Here is a 22483-nt window from a genome sequence, read left to right as displayed (position 1 = left end):
CAAATGTAAGTATTAAAAATCAATTTTTTACATAAAATTTCAACTGTGATTGTTGGGATGGTTGATATTATTAAATATTTAATGATTATTTAATAAATAATAAAATCATGTAATTGTGAAATAAAAAAAATCCCGATGAAAAAAATCACCGGGACCCATATTTTAAATCTTAAAAAGATTATAAACTAACTCTGATAAATCCTGTTACTTTAAGATCAGCATTTACAGACTTCACATAGTCAGCAACTGAAATAGAGCTGTCTTTGATGAAATCCTGGTGTACCAAAGTGTTGTCTTTGTAGAATCTCTGCATTTTACCTTTCAAGATATTGTCGATGATGTTCGCAGGCTTACCTTCTTCAGTAAGTTTGTGTCTTTCAATTTCCAATTCTTTATCGATAGTTTCCTGAGAAACTTTAGTTTCGTCAAGAGCGATTGGGTTCATTGCAGCAGCCTGCATAGAAACAGATTTTGCAACTTCGTCAGCTCCGTCTACTTTTGCAGAAAGCGAAGTGATTGCAGCGATTTTGTTTCCAGCGTGGATGTAAGCTCCTAGGAATGGTCCTTCGATTCTTTCGAATGTACCGATCTCGATTTTTTCACCGATAACACCTGTTTGCTCAATTAATTTATCAGCAACAGTCATTCCGTGGAAATCTGTAGCCAACAATTCTTCTTTAGTAGCAGCGAAGATTGCCATTTCAGCTAATTCGTAAGCTAGCTCGATGAAAGCTTCGTTTTTACCAACGAAGTCAGTCTCGCAGTTTAATGAAATAATAGCACCTAAAGTGTTATCTTCATTTACTCTTGCGATTACCGCACCTTCAGTAGATTCTCTGTCAGCTCTGTTAGCAGCGACTTTTTGTCCTTTTTTTCTAAGGATGTCTACCGCTTTTTCGAAGTCTCCTTCAGCTTCAACTAGAGCTTTCTTGCAGTCCATCATACCTGCACCTGTTTGGTTTCTTAATTTTGCTACGTCTGCAGCAGCTGGTGTATAAGACATAATATCTATTATTTTTTTATTTAAAGATTCGTATTAAATTTTAGTTTATTTTTGAGCAGTGCAAAGATAATGATTTTAATGATAAACTAAAAAATGACTTTTCACGTTATTTAGTTATTTAATAATTTTTTAAATATTTCGTTAATGAAAAAAATAGTTCTTCTTATACTTTTATGTATTTTTTCTTTAGGCTTTTCTCAAAAAAAGAAAACCAAAACTAAAGCAGTTGTTGAAAAAGAAACGGCTATTATCTATACAGAGACCGATGCCGAGAATAGCAGTGAAGCCAGAGTGATTGCAGGATTTTTGAAACAGAATCCCAATCATCCTAAAACAGATCATTTCAAAAGAAAACTAATGGATATTATTATGGCTACACCTTCTGCTGCTGAATCTAAGCCTATGATAGCGTCTGTAGCAAAAGAAAAAGTAGCTCCGAAATCGGATATGAATAAATCATTAGCATCCAATACAAGTCTTAAATCTGCTGCTCCGTCAAGAACGGTAAATTATGCAAGCGTAGGTGGGACGAGTAAAAAATCAGAACCGGACGAACACGGAAAGAAAACAGCGGCCTTGTTAACACATCTTTTTAATAATGACATTAGTGATAAAGAAGCGTATGTAAACGTTAAAAATAAATCGAAATGTAATATGGAGATGAAAATAAGCGGTAAGAAAAACTATAATTTAATTATTCCTGCAAAAAGTGAAAATTATGTTATGGTAGATAAAGGAGATTATCAGCTGTCTACTAAAGTATGCGACTCACCATACACGACTGCAAAGAAAATAGATAAAGATATTGAGATTGCTTTAAATATAGGAGAATAAAACTTAAGTAAGAAAGAACGATAAATAAAAAACGGTTAAGATTTTTCTTAACCGTTTTTATATTTTAACCTTTGAATTGTCCCATTGCAATGAATTTATCCTGTCTCTGGGTTTCAAGTTCTTGTCCTGTGAATTTTGAAAACGCTTTGATATTCTGTAAAATTGAATTTTTCAAATTCAGGAAAGTCGTTTCCGGATCATAATGAGCTCCTCCAAGTGGTTCTTCAATAATAGCATCAATGAATTTTTCTCTTAAAGCATCTTTTGGGGTAAGATTCAGTGCATTTGCAGCATCTTCTTTGTGATCCCAGTTTCTCCAAAGAATTGAAGAACAGCTTTCAGGTGCAATTACTGTATACCAGGTATTTTCCAACATGTAAACCTTGTTTCCTACACCAATTCCTAATGCACCACCACTGGCTCCTTCACCAATAATATAAGTAAAGATCGGAGTTTTAAGCTGAACCATTTCGAAAATGTTTCTTGCAATGGCTTCACCTTGTCCTCTTTCTTCAGCTTCCAAACCTGGATAAGCTCCTGGTGTATCTACTAAAGTTACAATGGGAATCTGGAATTTCTCAGCAAGCTTCATCAATCGTAAAGCCTTTCTGTATCCTTCAGGATTTGGCATTCCAAACCTTCTGTGTTGTCTTTCCTTGGTTGTTCTGCCTTTTTGAGTCCCAATAATCATTACTCTTTGACCGTCAAGAGTGATTAAACCACCCACCATTGCAGGGTCATCAGCAAAATTTCTATCACCATGAAGTTCTAAAAAACTGCCCTTGTCTGCCATTCCATTGATATAGTCTAAGGCATAAGGACGATTCGGGTGGCGAGAAAGTTGTACTCTTTCCCAAGGAGTAAGATTTCCGTAGATTTCTTTTTTCTTTTCTAAAATCTTATCCTCAATTTGGCTGCATGCTAATTTTACATCAACACCACTTTCTTCTCCTACTAAAGAACAAGTTTGATATTGATCCATTAATTCTTTTATAGGGAGTTCGAAACTTAAATATTCCATTTCTTGAAGTAAATTAAATCTTTCAAATGTATGAAAAATTATGGTAATTTTATTTAAAATTATTTATAGCATTGCTTATTCTAAGGGTAGTTTCCTCTTTTCCAAGAAGTTCCATGATGTCCGGAACATCAGGTCCTTTCAATTCTCCTACCAACGCTAAACGCAAAGGCATCATTACTTTACCCATTCCCAATCCTTTATTCTCAGCGAAGTCATGAACAGTCTGCTTAAGGTTTTCAGCATTGAAATCTGCTCCCTCTAAATTTGTAGACAATTCTCCTAGAATAGCAGAGGTTTCCTCATTCCAGGCTTTTTTAGATGCTTTTTCATCATAAGATGTCGGAGCTTCAAAGAAGAACTTACCGTTTTCATAGATATCTTTCGGGAAAGTTGCTCTTTCTTTCATCAGGTGAATTACTTTCAATAATTTTTCATCAGAAAGATTAAAGTTTAAATCTGAATTTTTAAGAATATTCAATAAATTTTCGTCAGATGTTCTCTGTATATACTGATGATTAAACCATTCTGCTTTTTCCTTGCTGAATCTTGCCCCAGCTTTATGAACTTTATTTAAGTCAAATTCTTTTGCCATTTCATCTAATGATAAAATTTCTTTATCATCGGCAGGCGACCAACCCAATAGAGCAACCATGTTGATGAACGCTTCCGGAAGATATCCGCTTTCTCTGTATCCTTTAGAAATATTTCCAGTTACAGGATCTGTAAAGTTCAAAGGGAAAACTGGGAAGCCGAATTTGTCACCGTCTCTTTTGCTTAATTTTCCTTTTCCTTCAGGTTTTAAAATCAAAGAAAGATGGGCAAACTGAGGTGCTTTCCACCCCATCGCTTCATATAATAATGTATGTAAACCTAAAGAAGGCAGCCATTCTTCACCGCGGATCACGTGAGAAATTTCCATTTCGTGGTCATCAATGATATTGGCAAAATGGTAAGTTGGCATTCCGTCGTTTTTCACCAAAACTTTATCATCTAAAGTATTTGTATTAACAGATGATTTTCCGCGGATGATATCCTCAAGATTTAAAGTTCTGTCAACCGGCATTTTGAACCTTACCACATATGGCGTTTTTTCATCCAATAGTTTCTGAACATCCTCTTCAGAAAGGGTAAGACTATTTTTTAAACGATTCCTTGTTTTGTTGTCGTAAGAGAAAATATCACCTCTTGCTTCATATTCAGCACGAATGGCATCCAATTCTTCAGCCGTGTCAAAAGCGATATAAGCATAATCTGTTTTTAAGATCTGCTCTGTATATCTGTCATAAATATCTCTTCTTTCAGATTGTCTGTATGGAGCAAATTTTCCTCCTTTTTTAGGACTTTCATCAGCGATGATTCCACACCATTCAAGGGCTTCTTCTATATATTCCTCTGCGCCTTCCACATATCTTGCGGTATCTGTATCTTCAATTCTTAATACAAATTCACCACCCTGATTTTTGGCAAAAAGATAATCATATAATGCAGTTCTTACGCCTCCTAAATGTAAAGGTCCTGTTGGACTTGGAGCAAAACGTACTCTTACTTTATCCATTTCAAATAAAATTTTTGCAAATTTAAGAAAATGAAAGGGACTATGATAAAAGATGTTACTAATAATAGTCAGGAAAATTAGTTAATTGATTGATTTAATAGTGAAAATAATAAAATTTAATGTAAGATTTAATTTTGAAAGAGTATTTTAAGTATTTTCGCTGAAATTATTTATAAAAACTGAATTATGTTAGAAATTGGAGAAAGACCTTGGGGGAAATATTATGTTTTAGCGGATGAACCCAATTATAAGCTGAAAAGAATTGAAGTAAATCCCGGACAAAAGCTATCCTACCAATATCATCACAAAAGACAAGAGCAGTGGACCATTATTGAAGGGGATGCGACTGTAGTTTTAGATGATAGCGAGATTAAATTAACATACGGAGAGAGTATTTTTATTCCTCTTGGAGCAAAGCACAGAATGATGAATCTTTCAGACAAGCCTGTTGTATTTATTGAAGTACAAACGGGAACTTATTTTGGTGAAGATGATATTGTAAGGATTGAAGATGATTATGATAGAGAGTAAGGAATAATGCACACACTAAGGATGTCTCATTATATTAATAAGCTAATGCTTTTACCGCTTATGCTTATTGTTTTTCTTATTTCCTGCTCACAACAGGAAGAAAATTTGTTAGCCGAAAATACACCTGCCGTCTCTGATAACAATATTGAATATGGTGGAGTGGTGAACTATCTTACGGATATTGGAACTCTCAATATTAATGCAATAGCAAACGGGAATTATCCAGGAATAAATAATGCTTCCTATATAAAGGACATTAACAGTCCTAATTTTTCCTATTGCCATCCTGATGTACAATATTTTCCTAATGGTTTCAACGGTTATAAATACTGGATGATTTTTACTCCTTTTTTTGGGGTAATAGGAAATGTTCGTGAATCTGAAAGATATGAAAACCCAACCATCGTTGTTTCTAATGATGGATTAAACTGGAGCAGTCCCAATGGTATTACCGGTCCTTTGCAGAAAGCGCCATCGTTGAATGAAGCCTTCCCTGAGAAAGACGGAGCTGCGAAATATACTTTTTGGTCCGATGTTGATTGGACTTTTGAAAAAGGCAAGTTTTCGCTATATTACAGAGGCAGTTTTATAAAAGCTACAGCATTACAGAAGAGAGGTGCTAAAAGCCAAAATAATTTGAAAAAATTAAAATACAATGCTCAGCGAACGATTGTAAGACAGACTTCTACAGACGGGGTATCTTGGACTCCTTTAGAAGCCGTTTATACCAGTAATCCTCCTTATTCTCCTAAAAATAATCATATTCTTTCACCTAGTATTGTGTACAACGGTCAAGACTATGTAAGTTTTGAGGTAGAAAATAATATAAGTCCTAATTTTCCTGGAAATGATCCATCCTATATTATTCAAAGGACTTCTAAGAACGGGCTGGACTTTTCAAATTTTCAACAAAGCAAGGTCGTTAATTTTATTAATAAACCTTGGGTAAAAGTAAATTCAGAATATGCTCCATGGCATATACAGGCATCTTATATAGACGGATATTATTTTTTATGTATTGCTGCAGGTGAGGTTAAAAAATATACTTCGGATATGCTTTATCTTGCCTATTCTAAAGATGGTCTGAATTTTAAAGTGTTAGAGAAGCCATTTGTAGAACAAAATACATACAGATCCTGCTTTTTTCCGATGCATACGGATAGTGATAACATCGATTTTGGAGCTATAATAGCCTATAAATCGGGAGTGTTTAAGTATAGAGAATTTCAACTTAATAAGGAAAAACTTAATGCATGCCTTACTAAATAATGATTTTCAATTAAAAATTTAATCATTACTCTCATAAAATAAAAAGACACTCTACTATTAGGGTGTCTTTTATTTTACCTGAAAAACCTGAAACGTTTTTTCTCTTTGTTTTTATTCCAATTTGACTGTAAAACAATACCGAGATAGTTTTCCTCCAAAGATTCTAAAGTAAATTTTTGTTTAAGAAAATCATTATACTGTTTCTCATAATGAAAAACTTTAAAAAGGGGTTCAGCCGGATAGATAGGGATGACCGTATTTTTTAGTAACCATTCTCCATACCAGGTAAATTCACTTGGTCTTTTTTTAAAACAGGATTGAAAGGTAAGATTGTTTTTCTCCAGATAATTTTCTTCAAATGACCTCCATACTTTTGTAGACCAAATAACAGGAGAAGGACCAAAATCATATATTTTTCCTTTCCTTTCAAGTTTATCCATAATATATCTTCGATCATTTAAAAACTCGTTTTTGGGGTTAAATCCTATTTCTTTGATGTTATTACTGCTCCAGCCAAATAATTCTTTCTGTTCATGAATGACAGTATACGGAATTTCATCAGAATACATAAAATCATGAAAATAAAAGTCTCTTATAAAATAGCTGTCGGAATCTATACATACATAATTCTCACAGATGTTCAATCTATGTACCTGTGATTTTATGATTTGCTGGTAAACCCATTTATTTTCTAGAGTACATGGATCAATCTGGCTGTCTTTTATCAGCTGAAAATTTCTGTCTCTGAATTCCCTGTCGAAAAAATCAAAATCATCATCATTCACGGAAACTACCAATGGAAGGTTGTCTTTATTATGTTTTATAATTGAAGCCAATAGCTTTTTAAAAACAATGAAATCGTTTTTATAAGTCTTTATAAATAAGATAATTTTTTCCATTATAATTTTGAATAAAGTCCATTATATATTCCTTTAAAATATGCTTTTGCCAATGAGAACTGTTTGTTTTTAAAAGCATTCTTAGCAAGCCTCCAGCGTTCTTTTCTTACAAATTTCACATTGCCATTATACATTCTGCAAAGCCAAAATCGGTTCCTCGTCATATAATATTCATAGAAACTTCCTTTATCACTATAAGTATTAAAAGCCAAAATAGTGGTATTTACTGCTAATTTCCACTTGGCCTTTCTTTTGATCCTAAGACACCATTCCGATTCTTCATAATACATGAAAAATCTTTCATTCATAAATCCAATATCATCCAAAACTTCTTTTCTGAACATAATAGCACTCCCGTCCACATAATCAATTTCATAATTGTATGGCGGCATTTGTGCCTCTGATGCATCAATATTAAAATTCACATGTCCTCCCATAAATCCTCTTTCGGGAAACAGTAAGCCGCCATCAGAATAAATTTTGCCTGAATTGTTTCTGTAGCATATTCTCGGACCAATAACTCCTACTTCGGGTTGATTCTGTAGATCATTATATAAACCTTCAATGGAAGAAATGTTGATGTCGATATCAGGATTCAGGAGCAGGAAATATTTTTTTCCATCACTTATAGCGTGTTTAATAGCCAGATTATTACCATAAGCATAACCTCCGTTTTTATTACTTATAATATGGTTGATTTTTTTTTGCAGGCAGAACTCTGCAATTTTATCCTTATCATCAGAATTGTTATCTACAATATAAATGGATTTTTCAAAGTAGCCTTCATCTAATAACTTATTTACTTCACGAGAAGTATCATCAAAAGAATTATAATTTAAAATAATAATTGCTAAATCTTGCATACAATGTTTTAATATATAAAGATGGAATATAAAAAGACTAAAAAATTAAAGCGCTCCTCCAAAGTTCGATAGATTTTTTTTCTGAAAAATTATTCTTGAAAAAATCTATGCCTTCCTGTTTTTGTTTTTCATAATCAGATGGATTATTCAAAAGATTTTTGATCATATCTGCAAAGATTTTTTCGTCATCGGTTGCCAAGCAGCCGTTTCCTGTTTTACGGGAGAAACCATCAATTGCCTTTTCTGTTCCTACAACGGGAAGTCCAAAAGATAAAGCTTCAACTACTTTAATTTTTATTCCCGTTCCTCTTAGCATGGGACAGATCGCTATTTTGCTTCGGGAATAATAATCTTTTAAATCATCAGCGAAAAAAACTTTCTCAATATTTTCTCTGTCAGGAACATGCTTACACACTCTTCCAATAATGCAGATGCTGATTGTATTTGAAATATGAGGCAATACTTTATCTATAAACCAATTAATAGCTTCTATATTGAACGGATTATCAGATCCTACAAAAATAAGGTCATATTTCTTCTCCAGATTTTTATTTTCAAAGTTTTCCGGAAAGCTTGGAGGAATATTGACGACTTTATCTCCTAAAAAGTTTTTAAAAACAGAATATTCGTCGTTCGAGATAGTGACAACTCTATCATAAAAAGATAAATTAACAATTTCTTCTCCGAATTTCTTACCGACAAGATCTAGATTTTTATTGGAATAAAATTCATTTAAAGTTATCCAGTCATGGGTGTCGACAATTGTTTTTGCTCCTTTTAAATCTGTATTTCTGATCAGATTCGTCCATCCTTCATAATTAATGATAACATAATCATACTTTTTCTTTTCAACAAAAGCATTAAAAGTATCTTGAAAATATTGCGTATGAAAAGGACTGTTATTATATTTTTTGCCATATTTTCTTAAGAATTTATGTTTCCAGTGCGCTGAAGATAATTTATTTTTAGCTGGATGGCTTTTCAGAATAAGAACATCATCAATGATATTTTTATCAATACTATCATAAGAATCTCCGAAACTTTTATAATAATCTTCTATACCTACAAGATCTATATGTAAACCTAACGATTTTAGCTGCATAAGATTCGTATGGCAGCGTAAAACATTTCCGGCACGTTTGGCAAATGGATTTTCTGGAAAAAAGAAGAGTAATTTTTTATCGGAAAAGTTTATCATATTATTGTAATTTGAAATTACCTTTTCTTTTTGGTGTAGCTTTTAGAAAAACTAATTTCCAAGTAATTTGTAATAAAATGCTTAATTTCGTTTCCCTAAAAAATAAAGGCACGACAAAATAATAAATTAAAAATGGGAATTAAAAGGTTTTTTAAAAATAAAATCAAGGACCGAAATTTTATTAGAAATAAAAGAAAGCTTAAGATTAATAATTTTGAATTAAAATTTTTTGAAAACTATTCTTTTAATTTTGAAATTTCCAAAAGCCCTGAAGTTTCCATTGTCATTTTTTTCTCAGATTCAATCAGACAAACGTTAAATTGCCTTTACACAGTCGATCAATATGATAAAAATATTTCTAAAGAAATTATTATTGTCGATAATGAAAATTCGGAAAATACAGTAAAATTTTTAGAAGGAATTCCTGGATTGACAATTATTAATAGTGACAAAAATTTAGGTTTTGTAGAGAATATCAATAAAGGGATAAAGTCTGCAAAAGCTGAATATATTTATTTGTTGAATAGCAATGTTGAGGTTCAGGAGAATTATTTGTCTCATCTCTTAGAGATTTTTAAAACAAAAGAAAATGCGGGAGCTGTAGGGTCAAAAATTGTTTCGCGAGATAATACATTACAAGAAGCTGGATGCCTTATTTTAAAAAAATCAGAAATTGTAAATATTGGCAAAGGTGAGGCTATTGACACTCCTCAATATGATTATCTGAGAAAAGCAGACTGCTCCTCAGGAAACAGTTTATTATTTAGCAGATTAAATGCGGAAGGAAATATTAATCTTCTGGATGAAGCGTTCTTATCTGTTGATTCAGGAGTTGCAGATTTATGCCTTAGACTAAAAAATGAACAAAAACTAGATACCTATTATCAGCCTCTTTCAGAAATTGTTCATGTTGAAAATATTTCGAATATAGAAAAAGAATTTTTTGCAAAAGATAAGATAACTTTTCTGGAAAAATGGGATAATAACTTTACCAATGAAATCAAAAAGCCTAATTTCCTTTTTCTGGAAGAAAATATGCCAAAGCCAGATCAGGATTCAGGATCGAGAAGGTTTTTGGAAATTGTAAAAATTCTTCAGAAAAATGGACACAGAATTATTTTGGCAGTAAAACATTTTGACGAATTAACCGACCGTTCTTATGTGAAGTTTTTCAGATCAATCGGAGTACAGGTTTGTATGGATTATGTTACTCCAAAAGATAAGATCGTAAAAGTTGTTAATCAAATTGAAGGAGCAATTCATTCTGTTGATATCATTTGGATTTTCCGTCCTATCGGTTTTGATTATTGGTACAGTCAAATCAAAAATAAAATTTCTGGGAAGAAAATTGTGTACGATATGGTTGATCTTCATTACCTTAGAATGGAAAGAGAGAACAATTATATTGATGTAATCACAAAAGAAAGAGAAAAGGAAATTGAATTCTTTAAAGAAAAAGAATATTTCGGAATGAATACTTCTGATGCGGTTCTTTCCATAAGCGACGAAGAAAAAAATACGGTTTCTAAAAACGGAGTGAAATATGATAAAATTTTCACGGTAAGCAATATTCACAAGCCTGTAAATGCTACTAATGCTGTAGAGTTTTTACAAAGGGAAGGTATACTTTTCATTGGCGGATATAATCATTTACCCAATATTGATGCGGTGAAATTTTTGCATGAAAACATTATGCCTTTGGTTTGGCAAAAGAATCACAATATTAAGGTATTCGTTTTAGGCCCTGATTTTCCTGAAGATTTAAAACAACGGTACCATTCCGATAAATTTCAGATTTTAGGATATCAAAAATCAGTTGATTACTGGTTTGAAAATTCCAGGATTTTTGTAGCACCACTTCGTTATGGCGCAGGAGTGAAAGGAAAGATCGGACAGGCTCTGGAATTTAAATTACCGGTAGTTACTACGGAAATAGGAGCGGAAGGCATGAGTTTGGAAGACAGAAAAACAGCTTTGATCTCTGATGAAAATCCACAGAATTTTGCGGATAAAATTCTGGAGCTGTATAATGATGAAAATCTTTGGCAGACTCTGCATGAAAACAGCTTACAGCCATTATCAAAATTCTCTATAGAAACTCAGGAGGAAAATATAAAGAAAATGATTGAATATCTTGGGTTTAAAGATTAATTCTTATAAATCTTCTGGTATTTTTTTGGTTTGAAAAGTTTATATATAAGCTTTCTGTACCATTCATTATAATATTTGGCTTTATACTTTTTATTTTCACGGATGAGGCTCATGATCGAATGAAAATCGAGTCCGTTCTTTTTGTAAAAAGTATAATGCTTCTTATAAATTTCAAAAAAATTATCAGAAAGCTTCGAGCTGTTGTCAATGCTTGTGTTTGTTAAGGAATTGGTGGTATTTCTGATTCTGTAAAAGAACAAAAACTCTTCAATCTTATAGACTTTTGCTCCTTTTTCAATTAAATAGATCCAGAAATCCCAGTCTTCGTAATAATTCAAATGGGTATCAAATCCACCGACTTTTTCAAAATCCTCTTTATAAATAAGGGCAGTAATAGGAATACAGTTTTCAATTAAAAAATCAAATGTGTTGAATGGCTGAAGAACCCATTCCTTATCTGTTTTTTCAAAGAATTTCCCTTTGGTATAGCAGATTCTGATCTCGGGTTTGTTTTGAAGAATATGTATTGTTTTTTCAAGAAAAGTTTTTTCAATAATATCATCACAATCCAAAAAAAGAATATATTTTCCTGAAGCATGCTTCACTCCGTTATTTCTGGCGGAAGACTGTCCCTGGTTTTCCTGATGAATGATTTTTACATTTTTAAAAGCTCCATTGCTTTCAATCGAGTTTAATACAGCATGATCAGAACCATCGTTTACAATGATGATTTCAAAATCCTGATAAGTTTGATCATAAACACTTTTTAAGGTCTCAAGGATGTACTCTTCTCCTTTGTAATAGGGAATAACAACAGAAATTTTTTCATTCATAATATTACGAAGTTAGTATTTTAAACCAGCTTTCAAAACTATATTTATTTTTTGTCTCGGTGGGAATCTTCATGTAAGGATCTTCAACAAAGCTTTTCAGTTTATCTTCATGATCTTCACCAATGATAAATATATTCTCCTTTCTGTAAAAATCGTAATTTTTTACATGAGGGTTGTCCGTAATAATCTTTTTCTCATATTTTAAAGCCTCAAAAAAACGGAACGAAAGTCCATTGTGTTCCTTTAATTTTAAATCTAAAAGAGCTTTCGAACTTTTTACCCAATTGATGTTTTCGTCATAAGTCAGGAAAGCATTGGTAAAAACAATTTCTCCGTCTTTCTCTCTTTTATCCCAGCTGAAAAGAAGTATTTTCTGTGAAATTTTCTTCTGACTTAAAGTTTCTGATATTTTCTTTAATGCTTTAAAACGCTCTTCAACATAAGTTCCGATGTAAAAAACATCGTTTTCAATCCTGGTCGGATTTTTCTTTTCTTCAAAAGTGAAAAAGAAATTAGTGAGGAAGAAAATGTTTTTCTGTTTATCAACGTCGTCCGGATCAAATACGAAAAATTTATCAAAGAACTTTAGCTTGGGATAAATGTTGGGCGTTCTTTTGAGTCCATCCCAATGATTGCCGATGAGTTTTTGAGTTTTCGTTCTAATGATAGTTATGAATTCTTCCGAAAAAAACTCGGTGGTCATCATCAGAATGGTATCATATTCTGACAGGCTTTTAGCCTTTTGAAGAAGTGTATTCTCTATAAATGAAGTTCTGAGTTTTTCTTTATATTTTTTATCACCCAGAACTGTTTTTCGGTAAAGATTAGTCAGTTTTTCGCTAAGATTTTTGTACCTGAATTTTTCTTCAGAATATAAGAGGAAATCTACATTGTCATAATGCAGATCCTTTAAGTTTTTTTTGATCAGATCTGAAATTCCTGCATAGTTGTGCATGATGATAAGTATTCTGCTCATCGGTAAAAGTATTTAAAAAAGAGGAAAAATAAGATGTTTTCAGATTTTAGGTTTTGTTCCAGAACCTGTCTTTCATTTTGAACATTTTCTACAAATCGCTTTACTTTCGCATCCTTGTTTTTCTCCAGAAAACTTCTGAATTTTCTTTCCTTATCATTGAGGGTTCTGAATTTTAATTTAAAATCCCTGAACGTTCTGGCCTTTTTGTCGTAATCAAATTTATGGATAAGTTTTTCTTTCGAAGTGTCATTTTTTGGATAAGATATTCCTCCCACCTGTTGTTCATTGTGAATGCGATAAGAGAATAGCTTTTCATTTAAAAAGGCGAACTTTTTTTGTTCAGATGAGATCAATGCGATCCATTCGTCATGATGAAGTCCATCAATATTTGGGAAGGGCAGAACCTGAGGTAAAAAAGATTTTCTCATGGCCATTGCTGCTCCCGTTGCAAAATTTCCGATTGTTGCAAAAATCTTGAAATAATCGATTTCTTGTTTATCTGCTTTTAAAAATTCCGGAACGTCCCAAACAGTGTGAAAATCTTGTCTTTCATTGTTTTCATTAATTAGGTATCCGTTTGAGCAAAGAACATCCGTTTGCTTATTTAAAGCGAAAAATGCATTAAAAGCTTCCACTTTATTATTTTCCCAAACATCATCCTGATCGCTTAAGAAAATAATTTCTCCGGTACACAGTGAAAGTGCTTTTTCAAAATTCTTTACACTGCGTAAATTTTTTTCATTACTATAAATTCTGAATATTTTCGGGAATTTCTCTTGATATTCTTTTAAGATCTGGAATGTTTTATCTGTTGAACAATCGTCGCACACAACAATTTCTTCTACGTGAAGCGTTTGATTTAAAATAGAATCTATTTGCTGACGAAGAAATTTTTCGCCATTATAGGTACAGAGTGCGACAGATATTTTTGTCATTTATTCAGATTAAAGACTGTATTTACCCAATGATCGAGTGTATATTTATAATATATTTCTTGTGGAATACTTTCGTATTCTGTTTCAAAAAATGATTTTTCAATATTACTAAAATCATCATTCAGAATCAATATATTATTAGGATTATAAAAATCGTAATTTTTAATGGTATAATTATCTGTGATGAATTTTTTTTCCAGTGCCATTGCCTCAAAAATACGGAAGCTTAATCCCATTTGCTTATTTCTTTGAAGATCAAGAATTGCTTTTGTATTTTTATAAAGCTTAGGCAAAGATTGTTGAGGAATATTCTTGGTTCTGAATGTAATAATATCAATATTCTTCTGATCAATAATCTGTGTAATTTTCTTTTTCCAGCTTTTTTTTCCGGCAACGATCGTCTTGAAACAGATATTGAGTTGATTTATTTTGTTAATCAATATGTTTAATCTTAGCAATCTGTGAGTATCATATGATGTGATGTAAAAAAGATCCATCTTAGGATGCTGCTTTTTTGCAGGGCAGAACTCCAGATAATTATAATTGGTGATTTTATTAAAGCCAAAGTTGGTTACATCTTCATCATCAAAAGAAAAAACGGTATCAAAAAAATGCAAAATATGCTCCGCTGGGTTTCTGGACATACTATCGTAGAGATAAGCAATATTCCTTTTTGCATATTTTCTGATCTCTTTATGGACCCTTTCTTCAATAGCTTCAGGATTGATAACAAGAATCTGATCCTGCTTTCCTATTTTGCGCAAAGATTCTATGATGAAATTTTGCCTTTTTCCATGTTTGAGATTTTTGCCTAAGAAAACTTTACTGAAGGTATTTTTTACTCTAGCTCCAATATTTTTGTGAGTGAAAGCTCCAATATTGATATGGTATGCCTCAATGCCTTTTTCTTTGAGCTTATTAACGATATGCTCGTCATAATGCCAAAAATCAAAACTAATCAAACAAATTTTCATATCACAAAAATAAAGATTTTAAATTTTAAATTTATACTTTTGAGCCAAACCCTGCTTTCTCAATGAAAAAAAATGTTCTGATAGATGTTGAACGATTAAAATATCCAAAATCTGGAATTGCAAACGTTTGTTTATCACTGATAAAAGGATTGGATCAAAAAATACCTGCGTTTAACTATACATTTTACGGGCCAAAAGCGAATATTCCTACCACGAAATCCAGATTTACTATTATAAACTGGAAATTCTGGCAAAAAAAAATTCCTGTATCCATCGCATCTTATGCACTTATTCATACAACGCATCAGCTTTCCGAATATTTTCATCAAATTAAAAAAGATCAGAAAAAAGTAGTGACATTGCATGATCTTAATTTTCTTCATGATAAAAGTTCGCAAAGAAAAATGGAAAAAAGCAGATGTCTTGTACAAAAGAATATTGGTAATGCTGATGTTATTGTTTGTATTTCAGAATTTGTAAAAAATGATTTTATAAAGAATAAACATTTATTTCAACTAAAAGATAATGTAAAAATAGAAGTGGTTTACAATGGTCTAATGTTTCCGGAAAAAGAAAACTTTGCAGCCTCCAAAAACTATTCTTTTATTAATGAGAAGTTTATCCTGAATATCGGAGTTCTTTTTCCTAAAAAAAATCAGAATGTATTATTGGATCTAATTTCTAAGAATGATAGACATCTGGTTCTGATTACAAGCTCTGCAAAATCTGAGTACAAAGAAAAATTTCTTGAAAAAATTAAAATATTGGGACTAGCCGAACGGGTACATATTTTAGAAAATGTAGAGAATGAAGAGAAATATTTTTTATTGCAGCACTGTGAATCCTATTGCCATCCTTCATTAGCCGAAGGTTTCGGAATTCCTCCTGTTGAAGCCATGTATTTCGGAAAGCCTGTTTTTCTTAGTAAGTATACGAGTCTTCCCGAAATTGGAGCTGATATAGCTTTTTATTTTGAAGATTTTTCTGCAGAAAATATGAATGAAGTTTACCTGAAAGGAATTTCAAAATTTAATGAGGATAAAGCTGCATTTCAAACCAAACTAAAGGAAAGAGCTTTAGAATTCAGCTATCTTAAAATGGCTGAATCGTATGAAAATATATATAAGGAATTGTTGATCTAAAGTTTTAGTTTTCCCAGTCTAAGCTTCCATTTGAATGTATTGATGTTGTCCCCGTATTTGATATCGATACGTTTGATTTCAAATTTATTCTTCCACGGATAAGACTCTATTTCGTTTCCGATTCTTATGGCTGCAGTGATTCCCGATTCTTCAAGCATTTTAAAGAAAACTCTTTTTTTATTTTTCTCTCTCGGGAACTTCCCGTATGGGTAGGCTAATACATTAGAAAATTTAATGGAGTTTTCTTCAAGAATTTTTATGTTTTTTTTGAGATCTTCCCTGGCTTCTTCAACCGGCATTTCGGCGTAATTTTTATGAGAATGACTGTGAAGGGCAATCTCAATAAGTTCTGAATTTAAGTTTCTGATTTCATCAAAACTCATAAATTTTCTTTCAGCAGAGTGTATTCCCTTTTGAATATACTCCGTAGGAATGAAAATGGTTGCTTTTAACTGGTATTTTTCCAATAAGGGAATCAGATATTCAAGATTGTTATGATAACCGTCATCAAACGTCAGAATGATCTTGTTTGGAGTATTGCTTTCTTTTTGAACATCCTTAACAAATAAAGTGGTGAAGTTGTTTTTTATATAAATGAGCTGCTCTTCTAAATTTTCTGTGGTTACAATGAGGTTATCTTTAGGAGCCAATTCCTTAGGTAATACCTGATGATACATCAGAATACGAACGATTTTTTTCTTAGATAAGCCTAATAATCCTTTTACAGCGTTTGTTAACATGCTTTGCCGAATTTAGAAATTTCGTGAAGTTTTTTATATTTTAAAAATGTGTAGAAAGCGGCTGTTGCTGCTGCATAATATCCAACCAGGCCATCTAAAAAACCCAATCGGATAATGTAGGACTTGATAAATTGAAATATCGGTTTAAAAACGATCTTAAGTGCATTTGATCTCTTTCCATTTGCATACATTTTTTCAGCCATCATCGAAGTGTATTTATTAGATTTTTCGATATGGTGATAAATATCCTTGTAAGTATAATGGTTTATTTTACCCTCTATTTTGCCTTTTTTTTCTGAAGTTATAAAACATTCGTGAACGATATCTTCAGAATATTTTCCAACATTTCTTTTGAAGAGTCTTTCCCTTTTTGTATTTCCCCAGCCTCCATATTTTAAGGCTTTTCCCAAGAAAATATTATTAAAAGCTATTTCATAGACATTGAATGGGGATGTTTCTGCTTCGGCAATTTTTTTTATCGATTGCTGCGCCTGTTGGTCAGGAATTTCATCCGCATCTAAAAAAAGAATCCAATCTCCACTGCAAAGACTTATGGCATAGTTCTTTTGTTTTCCGAACCCTTCAAACTTTTTCTGTACAAATTTCACTTTTGGAAACTTTTTGCAGATTTCTACAGTACGGTCTGTCGAGAAACTATCAACCACAATGATCTCGTCAGCAAGATCATGAATTGAATTGAGGTTCTTTTCAATAATTCGATCCTCATTGAATGTAATAAATGCTACGGATAGCTTCATACTGTATGGATGTTTAATACAAAAATACAGTTTATTTTGAGATTCGGAAATTTATAAAATAAAGACTTATATATATTCTTCTTTTAGATATTCATACGTTTTAAAAGAGCTTAAAGCACTTAGATAGGAGAGGATAATTCCTTTTTTTCCGTCTAATATTCCCAGTTTTAAAATGTACATTTTAAAAAAATTGAAAACACTTTTGGAGATTTGCTTTATCAACATATATGGGACATTTCTCTCACGCAGATCTTTTGCTTTTAGTTGTGCATAATGAGTAACTTTTTGATAATACGATTGATACGAATCAAACGAGAAGTGCAACAGATAATTTTTAAGAGTTCCCGGGTCGTTTATATTCTGAAGCCCTTCATGTACTCTTTTATTTTCATCGTAGTTTCCTACTGATTTTTTAAAAAGTCGGATGTTTTTATCATTTTGTGTTCCTGAATAATGTACCGGTTCTCCCATAAAGAAAAATTTTCTTTTAAAGTAATAGGCATCTTTTGCTTTGGGATTTCGTATTTCTTTCAGAATTTCTTTGGTAAGGGAAGGTGTTACTCTTTCATCTGCATCCAAAAATAAGATCCATTCAAAATTAGCATAAGAAAGACATAAATTTCTTTGTTTGGTAAAGTCCTCAAATGTATTTTGATAGAGCTTTACTTCTGGAAATTTCGTTTTGATAATCTCAACTGTTTTATCTGTACTGTAAGAATCTAAAACAATGATTTCATCTGCAAAATCAACGGATTTTAACGCTTCTTCTATATTTTTTTCTTCATTAAAAGTAATAAGAAGCGCACTTATTTTCGGGTTCTTCATTTTCAACAACTAATTAGTATGTATTAGATAATAAAAGTTGTAAAAAGTTAATCAATCGTTTGTATGATTTTCATAATAAAAAAATAACACTCTGAAAATGAGTGCTATTTTTTTTAATTAAATTTTAATTTTTTTATTTTTGAAACTCCAGAACCGTTTTTTCAATAATCTTTACGCATTCTAGGAGTTGTTCTTCTGTAATGACCAAAGGTGGAGCTAACCTGATGATATTTCCATGGGTTGGTTTAGCCAATAATCCGTTTTCCTTTAATTGCACACAGATATTCCAGGCTGTAGAGCTGTCCGGAGTATCATTGATTAAAATAGCATTTAATAAGCCCTTTCCTCTTACTTTGGTAATCAAATCTGTTTTTGTAATCAATTTTTCAATTTCGGCTCTGAATATTTGGCCCAGGTTTTCAGCTCTTTCAGATAATTTTTCTTCTTCAACAACGTCTAAAGCTGCAACAGCAACGGCACACGCAATCGGGTTTCCTCCAAATGTAGAACCATGCTGTCCCGGTTTAATGACGTTCATGATTTCGTTGTCTGCTAAAACCGCTGAAACAGGGTACATTCCACCGGAAAGCGCTTTTCCGAGAATTAAAATATCCGGTTGCACATTTTCATGATGACAAGCGATTAATTTTCCGGTTCTTGCAATTCCTGTCTGAACTTCATCGGCTATGAAAAGAACGTTATGTTTTTTACATAATTCGGATGCATTTTTCAGGAAACCTTCATTAGGAACATATACTCCTGCTTCTCCCTGAATCGGTTCTACCAAAAATGCGGCAATATTTCCGGCTTCTTGATTTAAAACTTCTTCTAAAGCAGCAATATCATTGTAGGGGATTTTAATAAATCCGGGAGTAAAAGGACCATAATTTTGATTCGCATCCGGATCATTCGAGAAAGAAACGATTGTTGTAGTTCTTCCATGGAAGTTATTTTCACAAACAATGATCTTTGCAGCATTTTCTGAAATACCTTTTACCTCATAGCTCCATTTTCTTGCTAATTTTACGGCAGTTTCTACTGCTTCAGCTCCGGAGTTCATAGGTAAAACTTTATCAAAACCAAATAGAGTGGTAATCTTTTGTTCGTATTCTCCTAATTTCGAATTGTAAAAAGCTCTTGATGTTAAAGCTAATTTTTGTGCCTGTTCAACTAAAGCATTTACGATTTTGGGATGAGAATGCCCTTGGTTTACAGCAGAGTATGCTGAAAGAAAGTCATAATATTTTTTGCCTTCCACATCCCAAACAAAAACACCTTCTCCTTTATCTAAAACAACTGGAAGAGGATGGTAGTTGTGGGCTCCATATTGGTTTTCAAGGTCAATGAAATACTGTGAGTTTTTTACTGCTGTTGTTGACATATATTTTGGTTTTTGACAAAGTTAAATATTATAAATTATCCGGCTTTAGTAAAATAATTTTGAAATTAAACCAGATTCAGTATAAGGGTTAAGGTTTATTTCTGAACACAGGAAAATATTTGGTAAAGAATAATTGAGTTTTGGTTTTTATATCTTTTTTCGCATATTATAAATGCATAAAAAATCCGCCTTTAATCGTTGGGCGGATGTTTTTAAATGAATAAGCAATTTAATTTATTGTTACTTGATGATCTATGAGGTATTGATCGGTATAAGATTTTAATTCAGCTTTCTTTACAGGATTTCTCACTAAATCATATATCGCGATTAATCCATTGTTGCCAAAATCTACTAATACTGAGTTTTCTTTGGTGGAGGTACTTTGCCAATTAGAATGATTGATGGATGGAGTTATTTTTTCGAGATTGAAAATTCCTACCATTGCTAAAGTTTTGTCGCCACCTCTTGTTTTGTAGTATAATTTCTTTTCGTAATTCTTTGCTGCCTCTATGACATCAATATCATTACTGTTGCCGGTTATATATTTTTTGACACCAATTCTTGCCGCATTTTCACGATTAGAATTTGTTGTTTTTGCCTGAAAAATCATGTTCAATGCTGATCCTATATATACGTCAACTGCTACATGGGTTCCGTAATCTTTAATAATTTGTTCTGGAGTTTTTTCTTCAAGATCTTTAACAAAGTTTGCGGTTAAATAATTACTCAAAAGTTCCGGAGTGGCATTTAATCTAAATCTTTTTTGTTTTATAATTAAATTATAACTTCCATAGATATAGGCAGCGTCATATTTTTTGTTATTTAAAATCGCAGAGGAAAAGGGGATTGTTTCCCCAAATACTTTAAGTTTTTCGGTTGCTGAAACTCTTCCTGAGATTGTTTTTGAAAAGGCTGCAGCATCTTCTCCGTAATCCTCTTTATATTCTTGAGAGAGTATATTTTCTTCGGAGAGACGTTGGCTTTCCTCTGTTTTAAATTTTTCAATATCAATGATTGGTAATGCTACTGAATTCTCACTTGCGTACTCTCCCAATACATTATATCCATATCCTAAAGCATTATATGCTCCAAGCGGTTTAGAAGATTCGTTGTTTGGAAGTTTGATATGTTCCCAAGATTCGTTGTTTTCTTGATTAATAATATCATCATTTGTTGCTGAGCATGATGTAGCCAAAGCCATAAGCATGACGCTGGAAGAGAGAAATAATAACTTTTTCATTATTTTAAATTTCATCTAAAATACTATTAAATCATTTAATAGTGATATTTTTAACTATGATAAAAGTCATAGGAGATCTTCTCAACTAAGACGTTCGAAGTAACTGCTGAATATATGCAGGCATGAGGAAGAAAAGAAACGTAATTTTTGAGGTTTTACGATTTATTCAATCATTCAATTATACATTTCTTCTAGTACGAAATATCAAACACTTTTTCCAGCTGTTTTTCGTTGATAGAGCCGGGCGTTGCTTTTAATAACATATTACGGAACCAAATTGCCAGTCTGTTTTCATAATGAGAAACTTTCCCAATAGTTGAACTTGTATTAACGATATAATGCGCTTTCTCCATGCGTAGCTTTTCGTATTGTATAAAAACCTCATCCACGCTTTTTCCTTCATTAAAAAGCTTTCCGAGAAGATAGGCGTCTTCAATTGCCTGACACGCACCTTGTCCCATATTAGGAGTGGTTGCATGTGCAGCATCACCAATCAGACAAACACGATCTTTTTGCCATTGGAAGATTGGTTCCAAATCGATAATGTCACTGACAAATATTTTTTCTTTAGGCGTTTCGGAAATCATTCTTGGAACTTCAGGATTAAATTCGGCAAAAAGGTCTTCAAAATTATCCGGGTTTTTAACCAGGTTCTCGTTAACTACAGCGTACCAATACACTTTTTGTTCATTAATTCTTACAAAACCAAAGCGTCTGCCTTTGCCCCATGCTTCATAGGCTTGATGACTATATTTCGTTGTCCAGTCGAATTCGCTCACACCACGCCAGCATTTTTGTTGGGCAGATCTTAGTTTTCCAATGTTTAAAATTTGATGCCTCACTGTCGATTTGATTCCATCTGCACCAATAACAGCTTCTGCATCGGCAATACTTCCGTCTTCAAAAGTGAGTTGGTAGCCGCAGTTTCCTTGTTCAATTTTGGATAAGCGTTTTGAAAGTTTAATATTTTCAAAACCAATTTTCTCAGCTAAAATCATTTGCAGATCGCCACGATGAATAGCGATATTATGTACCCCATATTTACGTTCGAATTTATTCAGTTGAACCTCCGATAGGGTTTTGAGCTGTGGATCAGTAATTTTAATAGTTGAAATTTTGTGCCCTGCTTGTTCAATTTTTTGCCGGATGCCAAGTTTATCAAAAACCTGCATGGCATTATTGGCCATAATAATTCCGGCACCAACAGGTTTTACTTCGGGTGCACTTTCGTAAATGGTAATATCCAGGTTACTTTTTTGTAGGGCTAAAGCTGTTGTTAAACCGCCAATTCCGCCACCGATAATTGCTATTTTCATTGGGACTACATTTATATTACGAGGCAAAATTAAAGGTCA

At 32.5% G+C, this 22483-nt stretch carries 21 protein-coding genes; 5 read left to right on the top strand and 16 right to left on the bottom strand.

What is annotated here, in order from left to right; all coding sequences use genetic code 11:
• Positions 1-178 precede the first annotated feature (178 nt).
• Positions 179-1003 carry a translation elongation factor Ts gene (gene tsf, locus P0Y62_11370; GenBank protein ID WEK68459.1) on the bottom strand — a complete coding sequence of 275 codons (825 nt, stop codon included), beginning with the start codon at positions 1001-1003 and terminating at the stop codon, positions 179-181.
• Between the two features lie 144 nt (positions 1004-1147).
• On the opposite strand from tsf, the gene P0Y62_11365 reads away from it, so the two are divergent.
• Positions 1148-1837 (top strand): hypothetical protein, encoded by a 690-nt coding sequence (locus P0Y62_11365; GenBank protein WEK68458.1) that lies wholly within the window; start codon positions 1148-1150, stop codon positions 1835-1837.
• A 64-nt stretch (positions 1838-1901) separates the two neighbouring features.
• Here the strand turns inward: P0Y62_11365 and P0Y62_11360 are convergent, their stop codons facing one another.
• Positions 1902-2858: an acetyl-CoA carboxylase carboxyltransferase subunit alpha gene (locus P0Y62_11360; GenBank protein ID WEK68457.1), complete on the bottom strand. Its 957-nt coding sequence runs from the start codon at positions 2856-2858 to the stop codon at positions 1902-1904.
• A gap of 49 nt (positions 2859-2907) precedes the next feature.
• The gene (gene gltX / locus P0Y62_11355; protein WEK68456.1) at positions 2908-4413 is read right to left on the bottom strand and encodes a glutamate--tRNA ligase; all 1506 of its coding nucleotides are present in this window, start codon (positions 4411-4413) and stop codon (positions 2908-2910) included.
• Between the two features lie 186 nt (positions 4414-4599).
• Between gltX and P0Y62_11350 the strand changes: the two genes are divergently transcribed.
• Positions 4600-4944, top strand: coding sequence for a phosphomannose isomerase type II C-terminal cupin domain (locus P0Y62_11350; GenBank protein ID WEK68455.1), 345 nt, complete (start codon positions 4600-4602; stop codon positions 4942-4944).
• A 6-nt stretch (positions 4945-4950) separates the two neighbouring features.
• Positions 4951-6213, top strand: a complete 1263-nt coding sequence (locus P0Y62_11345; protein ID WEK68454.1) for a hypothetical protein — start codon at positions 4951-4953, stop codon at positions 6211-6213.
• Positions 6214-6287: 74 nt separating this feature from the next.
• Here P0Y62_11345 and P0Y62_11340 read toward each other — a convergent pair whose 3' ends face one another.
• The 3 genes from P0Y62_11340 to P0Y62_11330 are packed head-to-tail and all read right to left on the bottom strand — an operon-like array spanning position 6288 to position 9173.
• A complete protein-coding gene (locus P0Y62_11340; protein ID WEK68453.1) occupies positions 6288-7112 on the bottom strand; it encodes a DUF6492 family protein in 825 nt (274 codons plus the stop codon).
• On the bottom strand, positions 7112-7975 hold the full coding sequence (locus tag P0Y62_11335; GenBank protein WEK68452.1) for a glycosyltransferase family 2 protein: 864 nt from the start codon (positions 7973-7975) through the stop codon (positions 7112-7114). Before P0Y62_11335 ends, P0Y62_11340 begins: the two co-directional genes overlap by 1 nt.
• A 37-nt stretch (positions 7976-8012) precedes the next feature.
• Positions 8013-9173, bottom strand: coding sequence for a glycosyltransferase family 4 protein (locus P0Y62_11330; GenBank protein ID WEK68451.1), 1161 nt, complete (start codon positions 9171-9173; stop codon positions 8013-8015).
• A 132-nt stretch (positions 9174-9305) separates the two neighbouring features.
• Between P0Y62_11330 and P0Y62_11325 the strand changes: the two genes are divergently transcribed.
• A complete protein-coding gene (locus P0Y62_11325; GenBank protein WEK68450.1) occupies positions 9306-11324 on the top strand; it encodes a glycosyltransferase in 2019 nt (672 codons plus the stop codon).
• Here the strand turns inward: P0Y62_11325 and P0Y62_11320 are convergent.
• From P0Y62_11320 to P0Y62_11305, 4 genes are read right to left on the bottom strand one after another with little or no spacing between them, the layout of a single operon-like run.
• Entirely contained in the window at positions 11321-12157 is an 837-nt protein-coding gene (locus P0Y62_11320) for a glycosyltransferase family A protein (GenBank protein ID WEK68449.1), read from the bottom strand. The genes P0Y62_11325 and P0Y62_11320 overlap by 4 nt on opposite strands.
• A gap of 4 nt (positions 12158-12161) precedes the next feature.
• On the bottom strand, positions 12162-13133 hold the full coding sequence (locus P0Y62_11315) for a hypothetical protein (GenBank protein ID WEK68448.1): 972 nt from the start codon (positions 13131-13133) through the stop codon (positions 12162-12164).
• Complete coding sequence (locus P0Y62_11310; GenBank protein WEK68447.1) at positions 13130-14068, bottom strand: glycosyltransferase family 2 protein; 939 nt, start codon at positions 14066-14068, stop codon at positions 13130-13132. The genes P0Y62_11315 and P0Y62_11310 overlap by 4 nt, the downstream gene beginning before the upstream one ends.
• Entirely contained in the window at positions 14065-15042 is a 978-nt protein-coding gene (locus P0Y62_11305) for a hypothetical protein (GenBank protein WEK68446.1), read from the bottom strand. The genes P0Y62_11310 and P0Y62_11305 overlap by 4 nt, the downstream gene beginning before the upstream one ends.
• A gap of 62 nt (positions 15043-15104) precedes the next feature.
• On the opposite strand from P0Y62_11305, the gene P0Y62_11300 reads away from it, so the two are divergent.
• On the top strand, positions 15105-16184 hold the full coding sequence (locus tag P0Y62_11300; GenBank protein ID WEK68445.1) for a glycosyltransferase family 1 protein: 1080 nt from the start codon (positions 15105-15107) through the stop codon (positions 16182-16184).
• Here the strand turns inward: P0Y62_11300 and P0Y62_11295 are convergent.
• From P0Y62_11295 to P0Y62_11270, 6 genes are all read right to left on the bottom strand, one after another.
• Entirely contained in the window at positions 16181-16924 is a 744-nt protein-coding gene (locus tag P0Y62_11295) for a polysaccharide deacetylase family protein (GenBank protein ID WEK68444.1), read from the bottom strand. The two genes, P0Y62_11300 and P0Y62_11295, sit on opposite strands and share 4 nt — an antisense overlap.
• On the bottom strand, positions 16918-17682 hold the full coding sequence (locus P0Y62_11290; protein WEK68443.1) for a glycosyltransferase family 2 protein: 765 nt from the start codon (positions 17680-17682) through the stop codon (positions 16918-16920). Before P0Y62_11290 ends, P0Y62_11295 begins: the two co-directional genes overlap by 7 nt.
• A 66-nt stretch (positions 17683-17748) precedes the next feature.
• Positions 17749-18507: a glycosyltransferase family 2 protein gene (locus tag P0Y62_11285; GenBank protein WEK68442.1), complete on the bottom strand. Its 759-nt coding sequence runs from the start codon at positions 18505-18507 to the stop codon at positions 17749-17751.
• 133 nt (positions 18508-18640) lie between these two features.
• On the bottom strand, positions 18641-19888 hold the full coding sequence (gene rocD / locus P0Y62_11280; GenBank protein ID WEK68441.1) for an ornithine--oxo-acid transaminase: 1248 nt from the start codon (positions 19886-19888) through the stop codon (positions 18641-18643).
• Between the two features lie 229 nt (positions 19889-20117).
• The gene (locus tag P0Y62_11275; GenBank protein WEK68440.1) at positions 20118-21128 is read right to left on the bottom strand and encodes an MAC/perforin domain-containing protein; all 1011 of its coding nucleotides are present in this window, start codon (positions 21126-21128) and stop codon (positions 20118-20120) included.
• 191 nt (positions 21129-21319) lie between these two features.
• Positions 21320-22444 (bottom strand): FAD-dependent monooxygenase, encoded by a 1125-nt coding sequence (locus P0Y62_11270; protein WEK68439.1) that lies wholly within the window; start codon positions 22442-22444, stop codon positions 21320-21322.
• Positions 22445-22483 lie beyond the last annotated feature (39 nt).

Origin of the sequence: Candidatus Chryseobacterium colombiense (genome assembly GCA_029203185.1) — a bacterium.
GTDB lineage: Bacteria > Bacteroidota > Bacteroidia > Flavobacteriales > Weeksellaceae > Chryseobacterium > Chryseobacterium colombiense.
Note: the sequence above shows the minus strand (reverse complement) of the source record. Positions and strands in the feature narration are given on the sequence as shown.